This window comes from Streptomyces sp. C (assembly GCF_000158895.1).
GTDB lineage: Bacteria > Actinomycetota > Actinomycetes > Streptomycetales > Streptomycetaceae > Streptomyces > Streptomyces racemochromogenes.
The window spans coordinates 7,045,078-7,047,617 of record NZ_GG657750.1 but is presented as its reverse complement, the minus strand read 5'-3'; the positions used below and the strand labels follow the sequence as shown (position 1 = coordinate 7,047,617).

Annotated in this window: 3 protein-coding genes; 2 read left to right on the top strand and 1 reads right to left on the bottom strand. The window is 75.6% G+C overall.

Annotation, left to right across the window (positions count from 1 at the left end; genetic code table 11):
- The first annotated feature begins 206 nt into the window (after positions 1-206).
- Positions 207-869: a class I SAM-dependent methyltransferase gene (locus SSNG_RS31530; RefSeq protein WP_007268002.1), complete on the top strand. Its 663-nt coding sequence runs from the start codon at positions 207-209 to the stop codon at positions 867-869.
- A gap of 139 nt (positions 870-1,008) precedes the next feature.
- On the opposite strand, the gene SSNG_RS31525 is transcribed toward SSNG_RS31530, so the two are convergent.
- Positions 1,009-1,323, bottom strand: coding sequence for a hypothetical protein (locus SSNG_RS31525; RefSeq protein ID WP_129593359.1), 315 nt, complete (start codon positions 1,321-1,323; stop codon positions 1,009-1,011).
- Positions 1,324-1,721: 398 nt separating this feature from the next.
- On the opposite strand from SSNG_RS31525, the gene SSNG_RS31520 reads away from it, so the two are divergent.
- Positions 1,722-2,540: AfsR/SARP family transcriptional regulator (locus SSNG_RS31520; protein ID WP_007268000.1), on the top strand; the 819-nt coding region annotated here is incomplete at its 3' end.

Here is a 2,540-nt window from a genome sequence, read left to right as displayed (position 1 = left end):
CCGGGCTGGACGCCGCGGAGCCCACCGCCGACGCGGCGGCGCTGCGGAGCGGGCCGCTGCCGGTGAAGGCGCTCAACCTGAAGCGGCTGAAGTCCGGGGGTGCCGGGCGACCAGTGGACGGAGCTGCCCCCGCCGCTCGCCGGGGGCTGACCGGCGGTGGCCTGCGGGGGTGAGCCGGGCGGCCGGACGGGCTACTGTCCAGGGGCATGACACAGACCTCGCGGCTCAGTGCCGTCCAGGCGTCCTACGACACCGTCGCGGTCGACTACGCCCGGCTGCTGGGCGGCGACCTGGACGGCCGGCCCCTGGACCGGGCGGTGCTGAACGCCTTCGCCGAGTACGTGCGCGGCGGGGGCGGCGGGGCGGTCGCCGACCTGGGCTGCGGCACCGGCCGGGTGACGGCGTACCTGGACGGCCTCGGCGTACGGGCCTTCGGCGTCGACCTCTCCCCCGCGATGGTGGCGGTGGCCCGGCGCAGCTATCCGGGGCTGCGGTTCGAGGTGGGCAGGATGGCCGGGCTGGACATGGCGGACGGCGTGCTGGGCGGGGTCCTCGCCTGGTACTCCACCGTGCACACGCCGCCCGGAGAACTGCCGGCCGTCTTCGCGGAGTTCGCCCGGGTGCTGGCACCGGGGGGCCACGTGCTGGTCGCGTTCGAGGCGGGGGACGAGCGGCGCCGGCTGGAGCACGCCTACGGGCATCCGGTCGACCTCGACGTGTACGGGACCCCGCCGGAGCTGGTCGCCTCGCTGCTCGCCGGGGCGGGGCTGGCGGAGGTCGCCCGGTTTGTGCGGGGGCCTGCCGCGGACGAGCAGGGGCCGCAGGGGTTCCTGCTGGCCCGCAAGGCCCCGCGGGGGACTGCCGCCTGAGCCTCGCGGGGGCGCGGGGAGCGCGGGGACCCGGGGGACGCGGCGCGCCCGCGGCCGCCCGCGCGCCTCGCGGTGGGGGGCCGGGCGGAGCCGCGGAGGTGCAGCTCCGCCGCTCCGCCCGGGGTCTTCGGGAGAGCGGTCAGCTCTGCCAGCCGGTCCAGCTGCCGCTGTTCAGGCGGTGGCGGAACCAGCGCTCGCCGTCCATGCCCACGACGGAGATCGTCGGGTTCCAGGTGTTGTTGCCCCCGATGCGGACGCCGCCGCGAACTTCGCCGCCCATCGACTCCCAGCCGGACCAGCCGCCGCTCGTGTTGCCGTAGCGGGTCCACACCGCGAAGTCGGTGCCGACGATGAAGACCTGTCGCGTTCCGTTGGGGAAGGTCTGCCAGGCCTCCCCGTACTCGCAGATGTAGTCGCCGCCGAGGCCGGACACGTGGCATTGACCCGTCCACATCGAGGGCCGGGTCCGTCCGCTCTGACCGTCATGGCGGAGGCGAGATGGACAAGCCCATGAGAGTGACTCCCTGTTTTCCCGCTCGTCTTCTGAGGATGCCGGGCGGCCGCACCGGGCCCCCGCCCCCACGGGGCGGGGAGGACGGGTGCCGCGGTGCGGGCCTCCCCCGACGAGGAACAGCGTTCCAGCGCCCGCAAACGCGGCCCTAACGCAGGGCTAAGGAAGCGCCGCCGGTCCTTGCGTCACACTGTCGTTCGAGTGTCCGTCCGCGCGTCGTCGCAGGTACGGGCGGTGCGGGGCGGATTCACGGGCCGGTGGCGATTGGCCGGGATCCCCCTCATCCACCGAAATACCGAGACATATGCTCGGGCGGGGAAAAGCAGATGGAAGGGGCATGCATGCGGTTCCGCGTGCTGGGGACGGTCTCCGCGGTGGCGGAGTGCGGGAGGCCCGTTCAGTTGGGTCCCGCCAAGCGGCGCAGCCTGCTGGCGATGCTCCTGTTGCGGCCCAACGCGGCCGTCGGCGTCGACCGGCTGACCCGGGCGCTGTGGGACGAGGACCCGCCCCGGCACTCCCGGACGGTGCTGCAGGGCCACGTCTCGCGGCTGCGGGCCCTGCTCGCCGAGCACGGCGCCGCCGCCCACGGGGTCGAACTCCTCACCCAGGGGCCGGCGTACGCGCTGCGGCTGCCGGAGTCCCTGGTGGACGCCCACCGCTTCGAGCGGTTGCACCGGGAAGCCCGGGAACAGTGCGAACCGGCGGACGCGGTACGGCTGCTGCGGGAGGCGCTCGCGCTGTGGGAGGGGCCCGCGCTGGGCGGGACCGTGGGCGGGCCCCTGCTGGAGGCGGCCGCGCACGGGCTGGACGAGCTGCGGCTGGCCGCCGTGGAGGAGCTGGCTGCGGCGCACTCGCTGCTGGGCGAGCACGCCGCGGCGGCGGCCCTGCTGCGGGCGGAAGCCGTGCTGTACCCGCTGCGGGAGCCGCTGATCGCCGCGCTGATGCTGGCGCTGGGCCGGTCGGGCCGGCAGTCGGACGCCCTGGACTGGTACCACCGCACGCGGGAACTGCTCGCCGAGCAACTGGGTGTCGACCCCGGAGCGGTGCTCTCGAACGCGTACACCGCTCTCCTGCGGGCCGGCGAACCCGGGCGCTCCGCGACGACCCCCGTGGCGGTGGCGGCCGGGGCGGCCGGCACGTCGGCCCAGGGGGCCGGGGGA